The 19,380-nt window shown below is 50.5% G+C and carries 35 protein-coding genes and 1 pseudogene; 5 read left to right on the top strand and 31 right to left on the bottom strand.

The window, feature by feature from the left end:
• The 5 genes and pseudogenes from PR725_RS20095 to PR725_RS20115 all read right to left on the bottom strand — a co-directional run.
• Window positions 1-1,338, bottom strand: a pseudogene (locus tag PR725_RS20095) (hypothetical protein); the annotation flags it as partial.
• 198 nt (window positions 1,339-1,536) lie between these two features.
• Entirely contained in the window at window positions 1,537-2,004 is a 468-nt protein-coding gene (locus tag PR725_RS20100) for a hypothetical protein (protein ID WP_131680429.1), read from the bottom strand.
• A 714-nt stretch (window positions 2,005-2,718) separates the two neighbouring features.
• Window positions 2,719-3,114: a hypothetical protein gene (locus PR725_RS20105; RefSeq protein WP_094962651.1), complete on the bottom strand. Its 396-nt coding sequence runs from the start codon at window positions 3,112-3,114 to the stop codon at window positions 2,719-2,721.
• 163 nt (window positions 3,115-3,277) lie between these two features.
• On the bottom strand, window positions 3,278-3,499 hold the full coding sequence (locus tag PR725_RS20110; RefSeq protein ID WP_094962650.1) for a hypothetical protein: 222 nt from the start codon (window positions 3,497-3,499) through the stop codon (window positions 3,278-3,280).
• Window positions 3,500-4,045: 546 nt separating this feature from the next.
• On the bottom strand, window positions 4,046-4,216 hold the full coding sequence (locus PR725_RS20115) for a hypothetical protein (protein WP_163768363.1): 171 nt from the start codon (window positions 4,214-4,216) through the stop codon (window positions 4,046-4,048).
• A gap of 330 nt (window positions 4,217-4,546) precedes the next feature.
• On the opposite strand from PR725_RS20115, the gene PR725_RS20120 reads away from it, so the two are divergent.
• Complete coding sequence (locus tag PR725_RS20120) at window positions 4,547-4,681, top strand: hypothetical protein (protein WP_255468643.1); 135 nt, start codon at window positions 4,547-4,549, stop codon at window positions 4,679-4,681.
• A gap of 151 nt (window positions 4,682-4,832) precedes the next feature.
• Here PR725_RS20120 and PR725_RS20125 read toward each other — a convergent pair whose 3' ends face one another.
• The 5 genes from PR725_RS20125 to PR725_RS20145 form a co-directional block, all read right to left on the bottom strand.
• Entirely contained in the window at window positions 4,833-5,186 is a 354-nt protein-coding gene (locus tag PR725_RS20125; protein WP_094962649.1) for a hypothetical protein, read from the bottom strand.
• Entirely contained in the window at window positions 5,179-5,487 is a 309-nt protein-coding gene (locus PR725_RS20130) for a hypothetical protein (protein WP_094962648.1), read from the bottom strand. Before PR725_RS20130 ends, PR725_RS20125 begins: the two co-directional genes overlap by 8 nt.
• A complete protein-coding gene (locus tag PR725_RS20135) occupies window positions 5,477-6,226 on the bottom strand; it encodes a hypothetical protein (protein ID WP_094962647.1) in 750 nt (249 codons plus the stop codon). Before PR725_RS20135 ends, PR725_RS20130 begins: the two co-directional genes overlap by 11 nt.
• Window positions 6,226-6,471, bottom strand: coding sequence for a hypothetical protein (locus PR725_RS20140; RefSeq protein ID WP_094962646.1), 246 nt, complete (start codon window positions 6,469-6,471; stop codon window positions 6,226-6,228). Before PR725_RS20140 ends, PR725_RS20135 begins: the two co-directional genes overlap by 1 nt.
• Window positions 6,472-6,579: 108 nt before the next feature.
• On the bottom strand, window positions 6,580-6,819 hold the full coding sequence (locus PR725_RS20145) for a hypothetical protein (protein WP_094962645.1): 240 nt from the start codon (window positions 6,817-6,819) through the stop codon (window positions 6,580-6,582).
• A 277-nt stretch (window positions 6,820-7,096) separates the two neighbouring features.
• Between PR725_RS20145 and traA the strand changes: the two genes are divergently transcribed.
• Entirely contained in the window at window positions 7,097-7,426 is a 330-nt protein-coding gene (traA, locus tag PR725_RS20150) for a TraA family conjugative transfer protein (RefSeq protein ID WP_094962644.1), read from the top strand.
• Between the two features lie 82 nt (window positions 7,427-7,508).
• Here traA and PR725_RS20155 read toward each other — a convergent pair whose 3' ends face one another.
• The 7 genes from PR725_RS20155 to PR725_RS20185 form a co-directional block, all read right to left on the bottom strand.
• Window positions 7,509-8,132: a hypothetical protein gene (locus PR725_RS20155; protein ID WP_094962643.1), complete on the bottom strand. Its 624-nt coding sequence runs from the start codon at window positions 8,130-8,132 to the stop codon at window positions 7,509-7,511.
• Window positions 8,129-8,545, bottom strand: a complete 417-nt coding sequence (locus tag PR725_RS20160) for a hypothetical protein (RefSeq protein WP_094962642.1) — start codon at window positions 8,543-8,545, stop codon at window positions 8,129-8,131. The genes PR725_RS20155 and PR725_RS20160 overlap by 4 nt, the downstream gene beginning before the upstream one ends.
• Window positions 8,546-8,626: 81 nt before the next feature.
• On the bottom strand, window positions 8,627-9,088 hold the full coding sequence (locus PR725_RS20165; RefSeq protein ID WP_180359562.1) for a hypothetical protein: 462 nt from the start codon (window positions 9,086-9,088) through the stop codon (window positions 8,627-8,629).
• Between the two features lie 161 nt (window positions 9,089-9,249).
• On the bottom strand, window positions 9,250-9,837 hold the full coding sequence (locus tag PR725_RS20170) for a hypothetical protein (protein ID WP_136135458.1): 588 nt from the start codon (window positions 9,835-9,837) through the stop codon (window positions 9,250-9,252).
• A 105-nt stretch (window positions 9,838-9,942) separates the two neighbouring features.
• Entirely contained in the window at window positions 9,943-10,401 is a 459-nt protein-coding gene (locus PR725_RS20175) for a hypothetical protein (RefSeq protein WP_272570230.1), read from the bottom strand.
• Complete coding sequence (locus tag PR725_RS20180; RefSeq protein WP_094962637.1) at window positions 10,391-10,969, bottom strand: hypothetical protein; 579 nt, start codon at window positions 10,967-10,969, stop codon at window positions 10,391-10,393. The genes PR725_RS20175 and PR725_RS20180 overlap by 11 nt, the downstream gene beginning before the upstream one ends.
• Window positions 10,970-11,040: 71 nt before the next feature.
• Window positions 11,041-11,604: a hypothetical protein gene (locus tag PR725_RS20185; RefSeq protein ID WP_272570232.1), complete on the bottom strand. Its 564-nt coding sequence runs from the start codon at window positions 11,602-11,604 to the stop codon at window positions 11,041-11,043.
• Window positions 11,605-11,853: 249 nt separating this feature from the next.
• On the opposite strand from PR725_RS20185, the gene PR725_RS20190 reads away from it, so the two are divergent.
• Window positions 11,854-12,513, top strand: a complete 660-nt coding sequence (locus PR725_RS20190; RefSeq protein ID WP_272570235.1) for a hypothetical protein — start codon at window positions 11,854-11,856, stop codon at window positions 12,511-12,513.
• Window positions 12,514-12,639: 126 nt separating this feature from the next.
• Here the strand turns inward: PR725_RS20190 and PR725_RS20195 are convergent, their stop codons facing one another.
• The 14 genes from PR725_RS20195 to PR725_RS20260 form a co-directional block, all read right to left on the bottom strand.
• Window positions 12,640-12,921, bottom strand: a complete 282-nt coding sequence (locus PR725_RS20195; protein ID WP_272570237.1) for a hypothetical protein — start codon at window positions 12,919-12,921, stop codon at window positions 12,640-12,642.
• 84 nt (window positions 12,922-13,005) lie between these two features.
• The gene (locus PR725_RS20200) at window positions 13,006-13,512 is read right to left on the bottom strand and encodes a GNAT family N-acetyltransferase (protein ID WP_442959444.1); all 507 of its coding nucleotides are present in this window, start codon (window positions 13,510-13,512) and stop codon (window positions 13,006-13,008) included.
• 2 nt (window positions 13,513-13,514) lie between these two features.
• Window positions 13,515-13,814, bottom strand: a complete 300-nt coding sequence (locus tag PR725_RS20205; RefSeq protein ID WP_272570240.1) for a type II toxin-antitoxin system TacA family antitoxin — start codon at window positions 13,812-13,814, stop codon at window positions 13,515-13,517.
• Window positions 13,815-13,983: 169 nt separating this feature from the next.
• Window positions 13,984-14,592 carry a hypothetical protein gene (locus PR725_RS20210; protein ID WP_272570242.1) on the bottom strand — a complete coding sequence of 203 codons (609 nt, stop codon included), beginning with the start codon at window positions 14,590-14,592 and terminating at the stop codon, window positions 13,984-13,986.
• Complete coding sequence (locus tag PR725_RS20215) at window positions 14,589-15,149, bottom strand: hypothetical protein (RefSeq protein ID WP_272570244.1); 561 nt, start codon at window positions 15,147-15,149, stop codon at window positions 14,589-14,591. Before PR725_RS20215 ends, PR725_RS20210 begins: the two co-directional genes overlap by 4 nt.
• The gene (locus PR725_RS20220; RefSeq protein ID WP_272570245.1) at window positions 15,136-15,477 is read right to left on the bottom strand and encodes a hypothetical protein; all 342 of its coding nucleotides are present in this window, start codon (window positions 15,475-15,477) and stop codon (window positions 15,136-15,138) included. Before PR725_RS20220 ends, PR725_RS20215 begins: the two co-directional genes overlap by 14 nt.
• Window positions 15,478-15,480: 3 nt before the next feature.
• Entirely contained in the window at window positions 15,481-15,960 is a 480-nt protein-coding gene (locus PR725_RS20225; protein WP_272570247.1) for a hypothetical protein, read from the bottom strand.
• A gap of 26 nt (window positions 15,961-15,986) precedes the next feature.
• Window positions 15,987-16,310, bottom strand: coding sequence for a hypothetical protein (locus PR725_RS20230; protein ID WP_094962628.1), 324 nt, complete (start codon window positions 16,308-16,310; stop codon window positions 15,987-15,989).
• Between the two features lie 2 nt (window positions 16,311-16,312).
• Window positions 16,313-16,537: a hypothetical protein gene (locus tag PR725_RS20235; RefSeq protein ID WP_141240703.1), complete on the bottom strand. Its 225-nt coding sequence runs from the start codon at window positions 16,535-16,537 to the stop codon at window positions 16,313-16,315.
• Window positions 16,538-16,552: 15 nt separating this feature from the next.
• Window positions 16,553-16,984, bottom strand: a complete 432-nt coding sequence (locus PR725_RS20240) for a hypothetical protein (protein WP_094962626.1) — start codon at window positions 16,982-16,984, stop codon at window positions 16,553-16,555.
• A gap of 6 nt (window positions 16,985-16,990) precedes the next feature.
• Complete coding sequence (locus tag PR725_RS20245; RefSeq protein WP_272570250.1) at window positions 16,991-17,242, bottom strand: hypothetical protein; 252 nt, start codon at window positions 17,240-17,242, stop codon at window positions 16,991-16,993.
• Window positions 17,239-17,796, bottom strand: a complete 558-nt coding sequence (locus PR725_RS20250) for a morphogenetic protein (RefSeq protein ID WP_272570252.1) — start codon at window positions 17,794-17,796, stop codon at window positions 17,239-17,241. Before PR725_RS20250 ends, PR725_RS20245 begins: the two co-directional genes overlap by 4 nt.
• Entirely contained in the window at window positions 17,793-18,257 is a 465-nt protein-coding gene (locus PR725_RS20255) for an ASCH domain-containing protein (RefSeq protein WP_272570254.1), read from the bottom strand. Before PR725_RS20255 ends, PR725_RS20250 begins: the two co-directional genes overlap by 4 nt.
• Window positions 18,254-18,556 carry a hypothetical protein gene (locus PR725_RS20260; RefSeq protein ID WP_272570257.1) on the bottom strand — a complete coding sequence of 101 codons (303 nt, stop codon included), beginning with the start codon at window positions 18,554-18,556 and terminating at the stop codon, window positions 18,254-18,256. Before PR725_RS20260 ends, PR725_RS20255 begins: the two co-directional genes overlap by 4 nt.
• A gap of 178 nt (window positions 18,557-18,734) precedes the next feature.
• Here PR725_RS20260 and PR725_RS20265 point away from each other — a divergent pair, with 178 nt between their 5' ends.
• On the top strand, window positions 18,735-19,103 hold the full coding sequence (locus tag PR725_RS20265) for a hypothetical protein (protein WP_272570259.1): 369 nt from the start codon (window positions 18,735-18,737) through the stop codon (window positions 19,101-19,103).
• Between the two features lie 18 nt (window positions 19,104-19,121).
• Window positions 19,122-19,304: a hypothetical protein gene (locus PR725_RS20270; protein ID WP_272570261.1), complete on the top strand. Its 183-nt coding sequence runs from the start codon at window positions 19,122-19,124 to the stop codon at window positions 19,302-19,304.
• Window positions 19,305-19,380: the final 76 nt, after the last annotated feature.

Genomic DNA, 19,380 nt, shown 5'->3' on the forward strand with positions numbered 1-19,380 from the left:
CTGAGCCGCATCAGCCTTACTAGCAGCGTCCTTAGCCGATGCCTGGGCGTCGTCTGCTGAAGCCTGTGCCTGATCGGCTTTACCACTGGCATCGTTGGCTGTGGATTGCGCTGCATCGGCCTTGTTGCTCGCATCGTTGGCCGAAGCCTGAGCCTTATCAGCGCTGGATTGAGCAGTATCAGCCTTATTGCCTGCATCATTGGCCGATGCCTGTGCTTTTCCAGCGGCCTCTTGAGCCTTCAATGCGTTGGCGGTGGCTTCAGCCGCTGAGGTGATTGCGTTGTCGGCTTTTGTGTTTGCCTCATTTGCAGATGACTGAGCCTGATCAGCCTTGTTGTCAGCAGCCTTTGCTACTGCCTCCGCTTCACCGGCTTTTTTGGCTGCGTTATCGGCCTTTGCACTGGCTTCTTCGGCCACATCCGCAGCATAGTTTGCGGTGTCCTGGGCGTTATTAGCCGCGTAGAGTGCCTCTTTAGCCTTCTTATCGACAGCATCCAGTTGGTTTTTGTTTACGGCGTCAGTTCCGCTGGTACCCGCTGCCACGGAAGTGATTTGGCGTTCATTCCCTGCGTCACCAACGGAGACCGAATTTTTACGGTTCGTGACGCTACCATTGCCGATCGCAACGGAATCTTCGTAAGTTGAGCGCGCAGTTATACCGATCGCCACTCCACCTTTATCAGCGTTAGCACCATAGCCAACCGCGATACCGCCATTACCCGCCGACGCAACGGAACCAAGCGCCACAGAGCCCTGCCCCGAACGTCCGGAGCTGATTGTTTTCGACTGAGCACCGATCGCCACACCATAGTTGGAATTTTCGCTATTCGAGCCCTGACCTAATGCAACACCGTTAAAACCACCTTTAGAACCAGTGCCGATCGCCACACCTAACGTCTTACTGGATTCACCACCGATCACAATGGCCTCTTCGCCAGCGGTCGCTTTATTGCCCAGGATGATGGCCCCGGAATTAGCCTTGTTACCGTTCCCGATGATCAGACGTGACTTGTCAGTGGAAGTACCATAGAGCTGGGTAATGTTTTCGTCACCGATGACGATCGAAGCGTCATGCTGAGAATCGTTGTTATTACCGACTACGACACCTTTTTTACCTTCCACCACCTTGTTGTTTTCGCCGATGTTAATGGCTGGTGACTCCGCAAACGAGGTCCCAGTGAAAACGCCTGCAACCATTAGCGATAGCATGACTTTGTTCAGTCGTTTTACCAAAACTTTGTTCTCAGGCATTGATGCCAGAGACTTGCCCGCATTGGAACGACCTTTGCTGGCCAAACTGCTTTTACTGTTCTCTTTCAACCAAGAACTGATCGACATGTACTTACTCCACTGGGTTAACGTAAAACGGCGTAATTGCCTTTCATGCACGGAATGGCACCAAGGAAATTATAAAAAAGCAGGTATATCTATTTACAGGGAAAAGCCCCTCAAAACGGGCTCGTTTTCGGTCGGAAATTTTCTATAAAAAAGCCAGCAAAAGCTGGCCCTTTGGATTCTTTTAACACTAAGAAAAGGTTATGGTTTTTTCAAATCTATCAAATCAATGCACTTTACTATGGCGTTAAACTGTCGCTCTTCAGATGACACATACTTACTGTGATTTTGTTTCTGCTTTTCTGTTAATTCTTTCCTTGGAATAGTCTCGACGTATTGGGCGTATTTAAATCGAATGCAGGCATACAAACTCAGCGTCAGGACCACACCGAGGCAAGCTATGACCGTCCATAGGTTCGGGAGTTCTCGGTAGAATGGAAAAATAATTGCGTATGCAATAAACAGATTGCGTACTACGATATGCGCTTTCCGTAGGGCAATAGAGGGTAGGCTCGTCGCTTGCCATAGGGTGCGTTCTTGGCTACTTCTAACCTTATTCATTGCCAACCATGATGAAGATATGCCGATCATTGTAATCACCATAAATCCAACCATCAAAATGGCTATTGATTCAGGAAGGTATGCGAAAAAGCTGAAGTAATTAGACATCTTGACCTCGTTAGGTAGGAAAAACACACAGAAACATCTGGCTCAACTAGCGGCATCTTTCAATTCTGCTTTAGCGCGAGATGTCAGAGACATGTTTTCTCCAAGTTGTAGGAAGAAGATTTGAACGTTGGGGGTCAAATGACAGCGGTGCTGGGTGCATCCCAGTGAGTTGACCGTATCAAGTCAACTCGCCAATTCGGAGGAGTAAAGCTGCAATACAGGCCCCTGCGCTTAGCGGGATTCACCGCTGCCATTTGAGATAAGTATAATTACTCAGTTCAATTGACTGACAAAGAAAAAAGGCCATCGAATTGCTGGCCTTTTCCTTGCAGGTGGCATGTTTGGTGGCGGTCGCGGCTCCGTTATCCCTCAACCCCCCAAAAGTACCTTGGGGAGATCATCGAACTAACATAGGGATGGGGTGTTAAAACCCCTCCCCTATGTCATTCCGAGCCCATTCCTCGGGCTTTGTGGGTCGCCTGATAATAGTCCCTATTTTATCCGGGCGAACAGTGTGGGTTCGCTGAGAGCTCACCCAGGGTGCTGTGGCATCCTTCCCACAAGGCTGGTTTATGTGACCAGCCCAGATCGCGCCGGGGGCGCTCATCAATTCTTGGGGAACATGCCCGAAAAGGCGGCTTGGCAGGAAAAAGATTCAAAGGAAAATAAAAAGGAGAGCCTGAGTTCCCCTTTGATGCATTGCATAACCAGTTATTACATTGAGCCGTATCCGAAAACACCACCAGCGGACAGTTGACCACCAATCGTATGGTCATAAACCATCTGGAACATGGTGTCATTCATCTTTTGGACTTCATTGCTGCAACCATAGCGGCGCAACGGCGCGGTCTCGATGTCTTCTTCGACGAAGTCTTCTTCCTCGTCGTCGTAGTAGTAGTGCGTAACGGCCAGGTGAGCGATAGCGCTGAGATCTTCCTCTTCGGTGAAGCGAATACCCTGGCGCTCGTACTCCATCTCTTCAAGCTCTTCCTGAGTGAAGAACTCTGGTTGCTCTTCTTCAAAATCGACCTGGATATCAGACACAAAACTGGTTGAATGTGCTTTTGCTTTACGATTACGACCGAACAGGTTTTTGATGCTGATTGCCATTTTTGTGCCCTCCAAATCTGTAAATGTGTTTGTTTTTAACTAAGATAATTATCTCACACCCGCAGATCTGACGAAGGAAATCGGACAAAAAACATCTTTTTTTTGAATAAAAAAAGAGCTCTGAACAGGCCAGAACTCTCAATTTTTAAGAATACAGTAAGGCTTATTTGGGGTTTCGTTTAGCGGCCATTGGGCTGGCTTTCACGGGTAACGGGTCACCTTCCCCTACACCCAAGGCGGATCGAACCAGGCTGGCATTAACCTGATGTATGACGTCGCTTTGGGTGCAGCACTTGAAAGTGACGCGATGATGACAGTTCGCCTGGATAGTGGCGCTTGGGTCGATGGAGTTGCGGACATGTTCTTTAAATGCTTCGCTTTGCATGATGGCCTCCTGTAAGTAGAGACTTCATTATGTCCCGCTGTAACCGGTTAACGAAGTACGATCACCATTCCCGGCGTGTCGGCGTTGTATCCCTCGGCTCATGAGACAGACGGCAGCTAACACTACCATCAGCCCTCACGGTTAGAGTGGCTGTATCTGGTTCTCCTCTGGAATTACGCACAGCTACATTCACGCGGCCATATCCAGGAAGGATGAGGAATATCCTGTTAGTGCTTTCGGTCAGAGTAAGCCCCCTTTCTTCCAGAGCGGCGAGAGCTTTTTTAAACGTGGAGTCTGTCATCGCGCCTGTCATTTTGAAAAGGATAGTTGGCAAATGAAATCATATGTTCGATTTTTGCGCAACCCTTACCCTCACCCCAAATCACCCTCAGGGTTAAGGGTATTACCCTCAGGGTGATTATCATGGTAGCCGCTTTGAGTGGAATCGAAGGCAAAAAAAAAGCCCCCTAGCCGGGAGCTAAACACCGTCAGTGCTCTACGCTGACGGTAATGGACTAGGCGTTACCCCGACCCCTTGGGATTGAGTTACTTCAGTGGCTGAACACCGAACAGGACGCCGCAATACACCAGGCCGAACACCATCAGAGCGAAGAGAACAGCGCTGGTGGCCTCATGCATGATTACTGCATTGATGACGCTTGCTGCGCGGGCTTTAATGGCATCAAATGAACGGTTGCGAACAGCTTGAGCTTTCATGATGACTCCTAATTGCGTGTTAGTTTTCTTACCTTGTGCAATTAGTTTCGCCCTACCCGATCAGCTGACGAAGGCTCTACAACCCTATTGCGGTCTATATTTTCAAAAACAATGTAGCGCTCTGAAAATGCCTCATTTCTCAACGCAAATCGTCACGTATGCCCCACAGGAACCGCAGCAGTAATCATTGATGTAGCGGCCGTCGTCAGTCCAGTTATTGGCACCACAAGTACATCGGAGCACTCTTATCTTCCCTGCGGGGATCGCCACACTGGGGAAATCCTGAACGTATGCGCCACCGTCAAAGTTGAATGCGGTCACTTTGACTGTATGACGACGTCCGTTATAGGCGGTATAGCGAAAGTACAGATCCCTGGTCGTTATGGTTCCGGCACCTTGTTTGATAGCTTCAGGCATAGCAGTTCCTTATATACAGGTCCAGATGATGAACAAGATGGCTACTAACCACATGAAAATGAACCCTGATACGCCATCTGTAAAAAAGGAAAAAAGCATCTTGATACCATTTCAAAGGGGTGGATACCCTAATTATAGGGGGGATGCGGCGGTGACGAAAAAAGGAGACAAGGTCGCTCATTGTGAGCGACCTGGAAAGTTAACGCGATTTTTTTCTCTGGACGGTGAGCAACGTATACCGATTGCCGCAAGGTTCGCAGTTAGCTTTCATAGAGCCGGAACGAACCTGCTTCAGTACCCCGCCACACTTCGGGCAGGGCACATCACGAACACGCTCTTGCATTCGTTGGTTGATGGCCTCAGTTCGTTGTTCTCGCGCCGGGTCAGATTGCCGCTTTACCGCTGGGATGTCGTACCCTAACGCTTTGGCTACGCGGCGATACTCCTTGCTGATCCATTTACCGCCCGGCTCGTGATGGAGGCCGTCGCCCATCATATCACCCAGGCGGATTAGCTGCCGGTGTAGATCGGCCTTATCGCTGGCTTCACTCATCGCGTTTCCCCTGTATAGCCACCAGCTTAACGGACAGTTCGCCAGCGCGCTGAACAGCATCACAATACCGGCCATGTAGTTTGGTGTATTTGCGGCAAACTGTGCTCAGCACATCCATAACCTGTGATTTATCCATCTCACCGATACGGTCCCACAGCAACACGACACTTTCTGGGGACGTCTGCTTGTCCTCTTGACGGCGAGCCAGGAGCTCTTCGGCGATGATACGCAGCAACGAATTTTCAGGTTCGTATTTGCAGATATCGATCAGTTGCTCTTCCCCCATCACTTCATTTTTCATCGGGCTTTCCTTCTGGTTCCGCATCCAGAGCCGCTTCGTAGATGGATAAGGCTATACCGCCGCAGCAACGGGCTTCTTTTGCGATCGCCTCACCGATCTCATCGGTCATTTCACGCGGCATGGCCTTGTATTGAGGCGCGGGCACCGCTGCTTTCAATACCACCAGCTTATCCAGGGTGGAGATATCATCGGGCAGCATATTCGGGCTGTCTTTGAAGATCATGTGCCGACGGTCTTTCGTGACATACCCAACGTGCTCACACTCCACGTTAATGCGCGGAGCCTGCGCCATCATGGCTGCGTAATCGTCCGGGTGAACCCCTGCCATTACGGCAAACGCCATCTCTTCAGTTTGGCGTTTAGGCGCAAGCATGAAGCCTTCCGGCACAGCGAACAATGGGATCGCTGGGCGTGCAAGCTCGGCGCGCGCCTGCCATACACGCCATAGCCCAGAGATAAAAGCCTTCTCGTCAGCTTCAGTGACCGCACCGCTTTTGTCGGCAGAGTAGTCAGAAGCCAGCATGGCGTTAAAGGCTTGGCGTTCGTTAATTTGCCCCGTGCTGTTTAAAGCCGTAGCCTGCAATTGTGCAGTAAGGTCGTGCAACGCGGTTGTGATCTGCTCCACCAGCGTATGGTGCATGACGGTTTCGCCGCTACTGGTAACCGCAGCACAGCCTTTGATGTGATTGAGGTGAATAGCTAGGCGAGCGATCTCGTCCATACGTTCAACTGAAAGCATTACTCTTCCCCTTGGTCAAACATGATGCGTGAATATTTGGCCGTGCTTGATACTTCCAGCCAGCCGTTGCAACGTTGCTCAGAGATGAAGGACAGGCGCGCCGTATGCTGGTACTGACTCCCCCTCACTTCTTCGATGGTGTCTTCAGAAAAGAACATAGCGCGGCCACAATGTGGGCATTTGCAACCCCATTGACCATCGGCGCGCCCAATGCGTGTAACCTCTCGGATTTCTTCGCTTGCCACTGTTACCCCCTATGGGTGGAATGAACCTTCATTATCAGCTGAGTCATACCTATGACGAAAAAAAGCCCGACAATGTCGAGCCTTTAAAAGAGTTTTCCGCTGAGATTATCAGCGCCAGGTGTAGATGATGGTTTTGCCTACAACCTGCGTTTTGTCCACTTTGGAGTAGGTCGTTTCTTCTTCGACGCTTTGCAGCCGATCGGCTACGTTTGCGACAGGTTTACCTTTAGCGGTTATCAGGTGCGCCGGTTCGACGATTTCACCCACAAAACGGATCACACCGTCATACGCAGCTGCGGTGGTTGCAGCCAGCATAAAGATAGAGCCAACGAGCAGTTTTTTCAGCATATACAGGTCCTCAGTGGTTTTCGTTGTCGTGTTGCTTTGGAATTTCAGTATCACCCCGCCCTTTCAGCTGACGAAGGGTATTCTCGTTAAAATTTTTGATTTCTTCTGGTCACGGACGAAAGTCACTTTTTCTTGCGAAACTGCGTGGCTTAAGGGGGAGCTATTTTGCTGCCTCGACGGGCTAAGCTCGGTATATTTTCAATGCTCACTGCTTGATACTGCAAGGTGATCAGGTGATCACACAAGCTTTCAATGAATTTATTTAAGGATGTACACGATGAGAATACTCACTACCAGCAAAATTAAATCAGTTATGGCCGCCACTGCCGTTCTGGCGCTGGGCGTGACCACTGCATATGCTGAGGATGGTTTTGATGATGTTTACTACGGTGCAGGATGGGATTCGGTATGGGAAGTTATTTACACATATATGCAGGGGTCTTTAGGCCGTATTCTTGTGGGATTGATTGCTCTCGTAGGGACGGCTGCTGCTGTCATTCGCCAGTCATTGATGACTTTCGCTGTTGCGATCGGAGCGGCCTTGGGCTTGTCCTTCGGACCTGGGGTTATCCTTGAAATAATGCTTCCGGGTGCTACATATGCGTGACTTAACCAAACCGTTGAGATAAAGCAGCGTGTTGAATTAGGTAAAAAAGGGGCGTAGAGCCCCTTTAATTTTGCTGGTGGTTTTAGCGGGGCGTGAACCCAGCCAGATAGACGATAAAGTCAGGCAGGCTCAACGATGCGACCCACTGACTTTCCTGTGCGTGTTTCGCCTGGTACATCTCAGCCTCAGCAATAAGCGTTGCGCTCCAGCCAGCCAGATCAGGATGTAGCACCTTCAGTTCGTCCCCACGCGCAGCCAGAATTTGGCTGTCCATGCCTACACCGTAATCTGGGATACGCACACCGCAGTAGTCTATCAATTCACTGTTGGCTAACAGGTCCGCACGCGTGGCGTCTTTACCATAGAGGTGAGCAGGCAACACCTTCGCCTCCAGACTATTCAACATCCGTTGGATCATGGCCGGGTTAAAGGTTTCAATGAAGGCCATGTCTTCCTGGCTTACGCTGACACACGGCACGCCATCAGGGGCTCGGAAGGCCGAAATGATATCGCCGTCCTTGCCGGATTCTACGCAGCTCAGCCTTGCGTTACTATTGCTCGTGAACCACTTCCAGTTTTTTTGCGTTGCCGCTTCCGCGACCCGGCGAAGTGTAGCGATCTCATCCAGTGTGTATTGGAGACACTGTTGGCTTTTACCGGGCAATACACCTGGCCCGAATTTGGGGGCGATAACTTGGTTGGTCAATTGAGGCACTCCTTGTCGTTGATGTTGTCTTTTGGGAAGAGAACGGATTTTCCGAGCGAAACATAGATAAACCCGCAAATGCTGGCTACGAGCCCGGCAATGAAAAATTCGGTTAATAGGGTAGACATAATTTCCCCTGTCCCTGTCAAAGACCCGATCGCTCCAACCATGCACAAGAACATGTAAAAAATAAGCATATTGAAATTGAGCCGTTTATTGATGGCTTCAACCTTCATACCCCCCCAAATTACGGTGAACAAAACCACACCAGCCCCAGCGCCATACGCCATGTACGACATGCGCAGCCTGTGCTCCATCAAAGCAACGACGACATCAACCGACATGAAAACCAAAAAATATAAACCGGTTGCTGCCCAAAAAATCTTTTCATCGTCCAGGCGCATTTTCTTCATGATAACCTCTGTTAATTTTGGCTTCAGGAAAGCCGTATTGATTGAGCCAGCCCGACCATAGCGATCGGGCTGGTGGACTGGTTAGTTCGATTCCGGATTGAGAATCGACTTACCGGTACTGACATAGAGCGCTGATATGCCACACATGACAAACCCAGCGATAAAGATGATCAATGGGTAGTAGGAACGGTTGGCGTAAGATACGGGCTCCCCTAAATAGGAATAGATAAAAACGATAGGCAAGCTCGCGAGTACCGCAGTAAGCAAAACGATGCCTTGATACTGCCTGACCACGGCGAATTTCATCAGTCCTTTATAGGTCGAAAAACAAAGGACGCCAGCAGGTACACCGCATAGGATGTAATCCTGTACCGATCGGTCGTGAAGCACTGCACTGACCGTTTCCAGCACTGTGAAAACTGCACAGATCACCATAACGCCGAACCAGATACGCTTTTCTTTTTTAAGGTCGTTCGATGACATGCTCTTTTGCCCCCTATCGAAGTTCACTGCCAGGCTGCTCCGCAGCCAGACGATAGCCACCGCGCTTACCGTTGAAGCGTTCGGCACTTGCCCAAACTGTCCGGCCGCTAGGGCTTTTGATGCGGATCCCCTTAGGCCCGGAGACTGATACAACCTCCAGCACCTCAATGCGGCGTAACGGAGTATATCGAGGGTCAACTTCTTCCCAGATCTGCCCCGGTTTAATTTCCAGCATTTTCACCACCTTGTTTTGCGAGTTGATTTTGAAGGTCACGAATTGTGGTTTCGTGAATTTTACGTTCATTGCGGATGAGTTCCCGCTCGTGATAGAGGGATTTCTCCTGAAGCTCAACCTCTTTTTCCCGGCGGTCCAGTTCTTTGATCCGTTCGGCCAGAGCGTTTTCCTTTTCGCTGCCACCCTGCAAAAGTTGGCTAACCTGCGCCTGAGAGCTCTCATAATTTCGCTTCCAGTTTTCGCAGCTGGTTAGCGCCTCTTGTAATTGCTTATGCAGAGCGCCAAATGAGTTCCCTACGCCTTCAGAAATGGCGTAAAGCGGGGTGACGGCATAACCGTCCATCGCTTCGTCAACGCCTTCTGACCAGCGTTTCAGCTCGCGCTCGCATTCCTCTCGGGTAAATGCCTGGGTATCACCGCCGATTTCTTCGACTTTGCCGTGGCAAGTAATGCTGAACATGGCCGGTTCAGCGCAGATGATATCCAGCAACTGCCGGGCAATCTGGTGTGCTACGTGATTTTTGCCATACTCAGCAAGAACCTGGTTCAGGGTAGCGATACTGACAGTCATCATTTCCTCTTCTGTTGTCAGTGATGAGAGTATTGATTATCCGGGAAGGGAGCCAGGTAACGAAAAAAAAGCCCGAACGACTCGGGCTTTTGCTGGTGGGTAATCTGGTTAGGTTTTTTCTCGGCACCTTTCCTTTACTTGGTACTCTCGGTAATGATCGGGGTACTCACCACTCATACTGCTTTCAAGCACCCCCGCATCGTATAGTCGTTCGCAACGATATTGCGGCCGAAGGATATACAGGCTCATAGGCTTAAACCAACCTTCAGGTAAGACCCATAACGCATCCAGGTCGGCTTTCGTCAGGTTCGCGGCTTTATCTTTTGGGATCTGCATTGATGTTATCACGCGGGTCTTCAGGGCTAATTTGCTTAGCTTAGGATTTTTGGCGGTGATCATCTCCACCAGCGTCATGATAACCGCAGACAAACCGCCCAATTCTTCAAGCTGTCCCAGCAATACGGCGGATGCCTCAAGCACCTCGCTATCGCTTCCTGAAGTTCGCGCTTGCTCGCCACGTTGGGCAGCAGTCAGCAACTGCGCCAGCTGATCAGGGCTATACGTCATAGTCCAAATCCTCAGCGGAGTTATCAGACTCGGCAGCATTAAACGGCAGCGCCTCTTGGTGCTCTTCTGCGGTAAACTGATGCACTGGACTCGCCATTTTACCGGCACCAGCGCTGAGCAGTGTCAGACCTTGTTTCGGCGCGCATAAACCTGGAATACTCTGGCCGAGGAAAAGTTTCACCGGTGTGATGTGATCAGCAACATCGGCCATGCTGTTGTAGGTTGTAGCCACTTCCTGCACGACGGCTTCTTCACCGACACAGCACTCATCAAAGAACGGCCCACCGTCAGCGGTCATCAGTCCCCACATGAAAGGCACCGTAGCCGCGTTATCGCGCGCCTTTTTCAGCTCGGCAACTTCGGCCTCGCTTTTCTTCAGGCTGTCGATCGCTTCAGTTAAAATAGCGTTGTAACGCTCTGCCTTTGCTTCCAATTCCGCTAAGGCGTCAGCGACCAGCATAGGGGTAGCCGTGCTAGCCCAGGCTCTGGTTGTTCCACCTGCGTGATAAATCGGGAGTGCCAGCTCGATAGCTTCTTTTAATTTCGAAACCGCGTTCTCTTTTTGCATGATTTTTGCCTTAAAAATGGGTAAAGAAATTTTAATTCACATAACGCGTCATGCACGGCGAATGTTCATGGTCACTTGCCTTCCTCGGCCTTGCGCACTCGCTGGATGAGGCCAATAACGGCCTGCGGGTGTACGGCAGCGATATAGTTGCCATTTTTGTTACGCTGAACGCCTTCGACATCACCTTTGATTTCCCCGCTCACCATGCAGGTGATGATACCGGCATCTTCAGCGTCATAATCGTCAATCCGATCTGGCTCGCCGAATTCGATTGTGGTTACACGCGGGTCATAGCGCCACGGCCCTTTGGTCGCTTCTCGCGCTAGCTGCTCCATTTCGGTGAGATCGTCACAGCGAGCGATGGCGGACTCTTCCACCAGCTGAATGAGTTGAAGGATAACGTTTGGACCCAGAGCACCCAGATACTGAACCAGCGCGCTGCGTTCATGACGGTTGAACTCTGTATTCTCAAAACCGGGATCGTCAATCAGACAGCGGTCGTCACCTTCATCGCCGCTGAACAGCATTTGATAGCTGGTTTCCGGGAATGGCTTATTGCTCCATGAAGCATGAAAAGACTTAACGGGGCAGGCCGCTGCCAGGCGTTTCAGCTTTTCTATGAGTTCTTGATTCATAACGCGCTCCTGATTCTGGGGCTGAAAATATCAGTGGTGCTGCTTTCGTGCTTATTATCGCTGTATTTCACTGCTGACAAAGAAATGCACGGACAAGCGGGGCACAGTGCATGATTTCGCTAACGCAGGGTTAACCTACTTTTTGAACAACTTGGCTAACAGTTCGTTACCTATTTGGCGAGGCCTACGAGTTGGCATGTTTCGTTTATTCGCTCATACTAGAGAGCTCATACAAGAAGGAGATTAGCAATGAATGTAACAAACCCTCTTCGCCTGGAATTTAACGATGCTTTCGAGAATTTGTGCTTTACTGCATTCTGCTACAACCTGAACCAGCTTTCGGGCGCGATTCAAGAAGCCGCACAGCGCGACGCGCAGAAGTTGGTTTCTATCGACGTGATGGAACCGGAAGGTTCTAACACTGTCAGCACCTACAAAAGCTCGCTAACTGTAGGGCCGACCGGCGCAGAGCAGAGCAGTCTGTACAAACAAGTTCTGCAAGTGGCCAAAAGCAATTTGAACTGGCCGAAAAACTACATGCCTCCTTCTACGACCGATCAGGAACTTGAGAGCTTGGGAATTCAGATAGCGGGCGGCATGGCAGTCGAAGTTATCGTCAAGATTGGCAGTAAGGTTTTTAAAATGATCCTGCGCAAACTGAAAGGCACTCCAGATCCAGCAGTAGTTGATGGAAACGACCCGACCCCGCCTGAAAGCCCTGGCGATGTGGTCGGCACCGTTCCCGACCCAGACCCCGACGGTTTATTGCCAGAAAGTGGCGATGGCGATGGTGATGGTGATGGCGACGGTGGTGATGGCGACGGTGGTGGTGACGGCGGCATTGACCCCGATATCCCCGATATCCCCGAGATCCCGGATATCCCCGATATCTTCAAAAAGAAAGACTAAGCACCCGAAGGCCCCTTAATTGGGGCCTTTCTTCATAGGTTCTATTATTTAGGGGGGAAGTGGTTAGAGCGAAAGGTCTTTATGCATTTGGTCTTGCGGCTGGCCTGGTGGTCGCCGATGTGTAATTTATGACTTAACCTTTGCGCTGGTTACTTCAGTGAATTGCAGCCCAGTTTTTTTCAACCAGAAGGCCACCGCCTTTTCAACGGCATCTTTGGCTGCGGGCATATCAGGGAAGTGCCCCAGGTCGCCTTTAAGTCCAGGTAGGCTGCAACGGGTAGCATAGGAATCTTGCCCATGCGTATGAGTCGCATCGTAGTATGCTGACGCGATCTTAAATTGGCCCAGGTAGAGTTGTTCGCCTTGGTTCCACCGGCTTTCGCTCGGCTTCCAGTTAAGAGTTGTCATTGAAGTGTCTCGCAGATGAAAAAGGTGCTTTCATTATGCGGGAGAGATTGCGGGTGACGAAAAAACCCGGAAGTCCGGGCTAGGTTAGTTTGGATAAATACCCATTGCGAGTTGCAGATCGGCAAGCGTTATCATCAACATCATAGGGTCAAGCGGCGAAGGAACAAAACCAATATGTTCATAGAAGCGTTTAGCGTCATCGGTTAAGGCATGAACTAAAACGCCTCTGATTCCCACCAGCCCAGAGGCTTGAATGACTCGATGGCAGGCATCTTTAACAAGTCCCCTTCCAACTCCAAGGCCTTTGGCTCTGGTATCCACAGCCAGCCTGCCAAGCAGGATCACAGGGATGTCAGTAGGCATATTACGGCGGAATCGGCCAACGGCTTGATTGGAACTTACAACCCCGGACGATAAGGCATAATACCCCATCACCTGATTATCAGAAGTGGTCACGAAAGTGCGTGAGGCACCGGAGTTTTGATTACTCATAGCCCGGTTTTTAAGCCAGATATCTAAAGCCTCTTCACCAGAAGAGAAACCTTCCAGTATATGGCCTGTTTTGAGTGGTTCAGGTACTGTCAGCTTCAATGTCATTTCTCCCAAGGGGATTTAGACATCATCGTTTTTCTCAATGCCTCATTGTTTCCAGGCGCGGCATCAAGTTGGTTGATAAACTCCTGGTAAACTTCTGGGCTGACATTTATGACACGCAGATCTGCCAGTGTTTCTTCAGCTGCACGGCGCGCCGCTTCCAGAACAAACTCAGTACGATTTTTTCCCACCGCATTCGCAGCCCGGTCGATGAGTATTTTGTCTTCTGGTTTTATTCTCAGGTTTAGCGATGAGCGAGTAACAACAGCTTCTTTTTTCAGCATAGTATGGGTCGCCATAACTACCTCCAATTTATTCATTATCGAGCTAAGTATACAACAATGTAATGTCATTGTCTTTACGATGTATGCCAGAAAATGAAATACGCCGTGTTTTTTGTGTATGTACAACGATGAAAAAGCCCGACATAAGCCGGGCTAGCTGGTGGTATGGTCTGCTAACACTTTACTAAGAATGGCGTGGCCTGTTCATCAGCTGCTTGAGTGCATCAGATGGGGCTGCTGGAGCATTAGCGAGATCAGCCAACTGCTCCCATGCTTCGGGGCTAAGTTGTTTGCTATTACCCTGCAAAGGTAGCGACTCACAAGCTGCACCCGTTATTGGCAAGATAGCAGCCCGGCACGATAACCATTGCTCCCAGCGAGACTGAGTCGCCTTATTTGCGTAGCCCAGGCCGGATTTTTTCAGCCCGGCACCGTTATCGCTTTCCTGCTCAATGCGTTCAAACGCGATCCGCAGTGTATTGACGTCAGGTACGCCAGCCCCTACTGGTGCGGCTTGATTGCACAACGCAGCACGCAGGCCGATCTTGATTTCTTCCAGTTCGTCGTTGCCAATACTACCGTCAGTCAGCGCGCGATGAAAATCAAGCGCCATCCCGTCCGTCACTTGCAGTGGCTTTGGCTCCTGGCTCGCCAATCCCTTCCACCCCTCCCACATCGCCGCAGCCATCATGAACCAGACGTTGCCGCAATCGTCTTTTTTGTGGTCGAAAAACCAATTTACGAAGTCCATCGACATGCCATTGTCTTGGGCGAACTGTTCACGTTCTATCATGCTACCGCTTCCTCTTTTGGGCTGGCAGAAGCCAGGTGTTGTTGCAGTGCAGCCCGAACAACATCAAACATGCTGTTCAGACGGATAAATTCTGGGTTCGGTACTGACGGCCACGGCAGGTACCACGGCTCGGTGCTGAAGTATGGCACCTCACTGATCACTGAAGAATAGCCGCAGACCGTGCTTTTGATGTCATCAGAACCGTCAATTTCTTCCCAACACACACGGGCTTGGTCTTTCGATAACTCCCCTTCCCGGCGCAGGCGCAATACTTCGCTGAACATGAATTTCATGTTCGCTTCATTGTCACTGTCGATTTCACTGCTCACGCTACCGGCCATGCAGTTGATCAGGTAATCGTTGCCGCAGTCACAGAAAAACTGCTCAACGGAGCGATCGCTCATTGCGAACCACGCAGAGGTCCATGCCTTACCTTCACAGGTTACCGTAATGCGGCCACGACCCGGCCCGTAGTTTTCGGTCACAACCCGGATCGGGTCGAAGTCGCTTAACTCACTGATTTCGAGGCTAAGCACCTTGGTCTCAGTTACTTTCATTGTCGGTATCTCCCGCCTGGTTGTCCTGTTCGTACTCGGCATGAATTTCTGCCCAGCGGTCTTCTTTGGTCATGGTTGAAACAACGGACGTGTGATGCACCGGATCCAGCACGAAGACATCATCATCCGGATGAGCATCGACTTCCCGCTCAATCACCACATCCTCCGCTTTACGTGCGTCGTATACGATATTGTCGTACACATAGGCATGTTTGCGGGGGGTTCCCAAGATCACATAATGGAATGGCGCCTTAAAGCTATAGAGCACGGCCACATCACCAGGTTGCAGATCACGCCATTTCTTGGCGCGGTAGCGTAGCTTGGTCACCCCTCACCCCCCTTCAGGCAAATCAACTTCCGGCGCGGCACCCATCGCCGCAGCATACTGACGGGTAGCTACATCAATATCGTCTTCCGTCTTCTTCGCAGACTTCGGTCCGTTGTCCGGATGGCGCAGGTATTCGCGATATGTGGCCGGAGACTGAACCGCAAGCATCGCCCGTAGCTGCTCGTCAGTTGGCTTTTTCGGTACCAGCATGAACCCTACAGGGATTGTCAGTGCTGGTGGAGCGGCAAACACGGCCACCGGGTTTTGGATACGGTCGGCGCGGTCAGCAGGGTAGATGAAGCCTTTGCCGTTCTCGGCATAACCCAACGGCGGGGCTTCTTTCAGCTCGGCCAGTTCTTCCAGCGCATCAGCGTTATCCCGCAACCGCTTGGTATTTTCGGAATACCCCATGTCTTCCCAGCGCAACGCCTCCAGGCGAAATGCCGCAGCGCGCGTTCTTAACTGCTCTACTGTCATTGCCATTACGATTTCCTGTTCAGTGACGTCAATTAGACGGCGTTTGGTTTTTCATACAGCTCACGGAATTGGTATGAACCATCGGTGTGCATGGTCTGCATACGTTTGTAAAGCGATTCGTTACGGATGGATTGCCAAGCACTCCACACACTGCGATCGGAAGAGCCATACCGGTATTGGTACTCAGCGACGGGCATCGGTGCAGTAGCTCGGTACAGCTGAGCCTCTACTGCGGCCTTTTCACGGCGCGCTGTGTCCAGATCTGCCTGAAGCTGTAGAACCCAGCGCGCGAGCTCACCTTTTTCATCCCGAAGGAGGCTCAGTTCCTGAAGCAGGTATTTGTCAATTTTGCCCATGATCACATCCCCGGAATACAGCTGATACTGTAGTTTTTGATGGTGTAGTCATACTCATCGCTTTTTTTCAGCGCTGATGCGTGTCGGTCAATTTCAACAGCCAGATGAGCCTCCTTTAAATCTGCCGTGACGATTTTTTTTGCCGTCATACAAGCGTCTGGGCTCGGCAAGTCGATAGTCTTGATGACAGGTACCTGGCTGTAACCCTGACCTAGCAAGATGATCATTAAAATGGTTTTCACTCAGCTTACCTCGCTAGTGATGAAGTTTTTTTCAGTAAAGAAGGCCAACCCTTCGGTATACATCTGCTTCAGCTCGACCGAATCCGGCTCTGCGGCGCACTCAGGTGACCACTTCGCCATGTCGGCCAGACCGACCACCAGCTTTTTAACGATCACTCGCTGGATGTATTCACGGCGCTCTTCCAGCAGCCAGGCAGAGGCCTCAGTCATGTAGAAATGCAGAGTCTTGGCAAAACCACCCCGCTCAGTGGATTCAGCTCGACCCGCCAGATAGTCGCAGCGCGCGATCGCAATGCTCAAACCGTCTTCAGTCAGGGCATATGCGCTATCCCCCACCGAATGAGTTACGCCGGACTGCATCACGTTGTAAGCGTCTTTATCGCGTAACACCCAGAATTTTCCGTTCTCGTGAAAGATGTCTTTTTCCCGCATCGGGTATTACTCCTGTTTTACAGCCTGATCGAAGTCGGTCGCCCGGAACGAACGGCAGGTATGGAAGATTGCCCAGCAATTGGGGCAGTTAACTTTTGCGCGACGGGGTGCGGGTTTCGTTTCCATTGCGGTGTCACTCAGACAGCCATCAAGGCCGCACAACGTGGTATACCCACCAGCGTCCATCTCACCCGTAGGCAGGTGAACATGCGATTCCCCACCGTCTTCCAGCAAAGTCACCACTACCAGGCGGCTCATTGGGCTTTCTCCACGATTTTAAAGTCGATCACCCAAACCATCGGATTGGCATTCCAACTGTCTACGCCGTGGTGCAACGACCACTTGCGAGCAAACACATCGGCCAGGCAGTCGCCATTGCGCATATCAGTGATAGAACACCCTTCGTTCAGGGCATCGAGATCACTGATATCACGAAGGCGTTCAATACGTACCCCCGTAATTTCCAGCGTGATCCGCGACTCAAACTGCGTCATTTGCTGCGCCGGGAACCAGCGTTTTACTTTATAGGCCGCACCATCGTCCAAGTCAGCCCGATAGACCAGTCTCACACCGCAGTCGCCATAGGTTTCACGGATCCACAGCCGATCGCCTACATGTCCGAAGCGGCAGAAAAACGTCGGCCCAAACTTGGGTGGCAAAACCTTATCCACCAGCGCACGCTGGCGTTTGGTCAGGGATTCCGGGAACGTGTCGAGGCAGATTTCCTTGATCAGCTGGCGGGTCTGTACCTTCTGGCCGCTGCGGATTGCCCGTACCTGTTCGTCGGTGAAATTGATGGGAAAGAGTTTCATGCTTTTTTACCCTGCAAACATGCTGCTTTGATTTCGGTATCATCCGTGTGCTCATTAGGCACGAGCAGGCTGAATACCGCATGTGGACGAAGGCCTGTCTCGAAAAAGCTCAGGCGGCCACGGATAGACACAGGCTTCAGCGTTTTGGCATCCACCAGCGTGAAGCCTTTCGGACCGAAGAACCACGGAGATTCGCTCTCTTCGACACAGCCAGTGATAGTCGCTACGCCGACAATCGCACCGTAAGAAAAATACTTTCTCTCAGGTAACATCAGGGAATGACCGAATTTGGCGCGCAGGATTTCCTTCGCCTTTTCCATATCGGCCTTGGATGCCAGTTGCGCACTGGCGTGAATGAGCACCGGCCCGCGCTGGTGGGTGTTCCAACTGCGGTTTTCGATGTCCTTGTGACCGTGGGTGATCAGCCATGCCCACGGTTGGCGGATAGATAAAGCCTTCATGCTTTGGCATCCTTGGCTACAGAACGTTCAGCGGCACTCAGAATGGCTTCTACCACTGATTGTGCGATAACCGAAGTACCCAGACCGCTGACATATTTCACGATCTGTTCACGGAACGCTACAGCACCCGGAGCGGTAACCGTTTGGCTTATTTCGACACGCTGCGCTGCATCAATCACTTCATCAGCCCAATCGCGGTCGAACCCAGGCATTGCAGGCAGAGAGGCCACCACGTCGGACGGCAGCGCGTCGATGTAGTCGCGCATTGCGATGACAACTTCCAAAAGTTCGTTTTTCATGTCGGATCCTTATCGCGCTGGTGGCGCATAAATTATTGATGGATTACGTGGCGCAGCTGCTTGCCGTAGAACCAGTATCACACCACTCCAACAGCTGACGAAGGCATCTATCAATTACTAATCGAGTTAAATATTGATACACTTAGAAGCATTAAGGTTAATTAGTTAGGTGGCTATTATGGGCAGATCAGTTCAAGTGAAGTTTGGTAGACAAGAATACCCATCGAAAAAAGCAGCTATACAACACTTCATGGTTCATAGGGACAGCGTTAGGGAATGGGGGGCTATCTCAGGAGGGACTCTCTTTGATGATCTTAAAGAGCTATACCTTGCTTATTGTGAAGCTGACGAAAGCTGGGATTATGACGGACGAGAAATTACGGAGTTCAGTGTTGATTACGAACCTCGACAAAACGGAGATGCCTGGGCATCACATCTTTGTTACTGGGTGCATTTTTCAACAACCGATAAAATTCCTTTTTCAGTTCGTCTGGCTGTCGAAACCATCGTAAAAGCAGCTTCCAAAAAAATAACAGAACAATATTAGATAAAGAGTAGCTAAAAAATGAAAGCATATTTAGATACCAACATCCTCAGACAACTTACAAAAATCCCAGAAAATCCAAATGTTGAATTATTTTGTTCACAACTTGGAATCATGGAGTTAATTGCAGGGATGACCTCTGATAAAGAGTATGCAATAAGAAAATCCGCACTTGAAAACATAAAAAACGTGGAATTACAATAATTTGGGATTCTGTTAGAACATTACAAATTAAAGCTTTTGATCTACCACTACAAGACTATGATGTAGAAGCAACCAA

This window comes from Providencia sp. PROV255 (genome assembly GCF_028478065.1).
In the GTDB taxonomy this organism is placed as follows: domain Bacteria; phylum Pseudomonadota; class Gammaproteobacteria; order Enterobacterales; family Enterobacteriaceae; genus Providencia; species Providencia rettgeri.